The 1,734-nt window shown below is 52.5% G+C and carries 2 protein-coding genes and 2 pseudogenes; all 4 read right to left on the reverse strand.

Features of this window, described 5'->3' with window-relative positions:
• A pseudogene (locus DU29_RS1000000131895) lies at positions 1 to 283 on the reverse strand (PAAR domain-containing protein); the annotation flags it as partial.
• Between the two features lie 86 nt (positions 284 to 369).
• Positions 370 to 501 (reverse strand): annotated as a pseudogene (locus DU29_RS1000000131900) (LysR family transcriptional regulator); the annotation flags it as partial.
• A 242-nt stretch (positions 502 to 743) separates the two neighbouring features.
• Positions 744 to 1,172: a hypothetical protein gene (locus DU29_RS0127260; protein ID WP_236645664.1), complete on the reverse strand. Its 429-nt coding sequence runs from the start codon at positions 1,170 to 1,172 to the stop codon at positions 744 to 746.
• On the reverse strand, positions 1,147 to 1,734 hold a 588-nt coding region (locus DU29_RS0127265), incomplete at its 5' end, for a polymorphic toxin type 44 domain-containing protein (RefSeq protein ID WP_028624538.1). The genes DU29_RS0127265 and DU29_RS0127260, both read right to left, overlap by 26 nt.

Consider the following 1,734-nt stretch of genomic DNA (forward strand, 5'->3'; position numbering starts at 1 on the left):
CCACCAGCGTCCCCCATGACAAAACCACCCCCGACATCTCCTGAGCCAGTGATGATTGTCCCGCCGTGACTGGTTGGGCTCCCTAAATGGGCCATGGGACGGCCATTTACCTGAATGGAAGGAAAGCCTGTAGTGATGACTGCACCACACCCACAGGTATCGCCAACCCGGGCTGAGCCCATAAAGTTGATGTTGGTGTCAGCAGATGCAGAGGCGATAGGGGTGGTGCGTGGCCGGGCAATGGGCAGACGTGTTTGTCACCCAGTCGAGCAGAAGAAATCATTGAGCATCGTCCTTGTGTCTTTCGTCCATAAACAATAACCAGCCCTAAAAACTGGCGCGGGGAAAGCCATCTTCCCTAAAAGAGTGTCAGTCGGCAAACAGCATCTCCCGCCCTACGCCCATCAACAAACCCTGATTCTGCTCAGTCACTGAGCGGATGTAATCCCACAACAGGGTGATCCGCTTGAGCTTCCTTAAATCCTCGCGGCAGTACATCCAGGGCTACAAGGCGTAACGGTTCCAAATGGTTGCGGAATCTTTTCGTCAGGTTTGCCGATTTACATTGCCGCCAGCTACGGGCATGTGACCCTTACAGACTTGAGCACCTGCTCCCCACTTTGTGGTGAACCGATAGAAGCTCGTCCATCACCGTTTTGACTGCTATGCCAACATTAGGATGCTGCTTGAAGAGATTAATCGATGAACTTGCCGTGACGCCGACAGGACGCTTTAGTAGGCGCCTAGGGCCGGAAGGGGTCAGGTTCGCCAGCACATTGTTTTAAACGATTGATAACGTCAGGCGCAGTCACAGCAGTGTCGATTCGACCTTTAGCATCGAGGTAAATATCTATCATCCGCCCCCATTCCGGCGTCACATAGAAACACCTTTGCGCCCCCTTGTCGGTCCACCAGTCGAACCTCATGAAGAAATCCTTATCGGGAAAAATGTGGCCCCACTCAACGGATGCGCCGCCTCCTATGGGCATTTCGCCCTTATAGATTCGATGCTGTGTATTCCAGATGTATCGAAAATCTTCCTTTCCTTCATGTGAAAAATTGACTGCCACGACTGGCGAAGCCAAGTACCAAAATGCAATGGGAAAAGCCAATAGAACGGCAAACGCCCACCGGCCAAACCTAATTTTAGTTTTGCTTGCATTTGTGTTCACGGATGCCTGCCCCCCATGCTTCCGGTGGTACTGCCAAAACTTCGTTCATGACCATTTTTGCTGTAACTCCCCCGTTAGGATGCTGACTGAATAGCTTGATACCTATGCTGATGGAAGTCCGGTCTGGTGCGTCGTCCCATGCACGGAGCCCGTCAATGTCGACCGAGCGATTAGGCCCCGGAAGTCTCCTTTCCTCTTTAGGTTTTTTTAGGACCTCACCCACTTTTCTGAGTGTGTCCGAAACGATTTGCTCGGCCCCGGCGCCATCCAGAAGGATGCTTTCGGAAAGTCCACCAGCTCGCCCGACGTATCCGTAGTGGATGTTCGACCAAATATCATAGAAGTAATCGTAATCGCCCTGTTTGTGGTAGACGACACCATTGTATTTCTCGGCGAGTATCGGCTTATGGTCCCAAGGACGATCTTGACCCACACGCTCAGTAAAAAGAGCCATGGCAGCCGCGCCTTTGGAAGCACCAATAACTTGAGGGCTGGTCGCACCTACTTGGGCATACCAAGGCAGGGCCACCTGATTGCGGGTCTCTTCAGCAACGTCGTAGCT

Source organism: Pseudomonas sp. Ant30-3, assembly GCF_000690905.1.
GTDB lineage: Bacteria > Pseudomonadota > Gammaproteobacteria > Pseudomonadales > Pseudomonadaceae > Aquipseudomonas.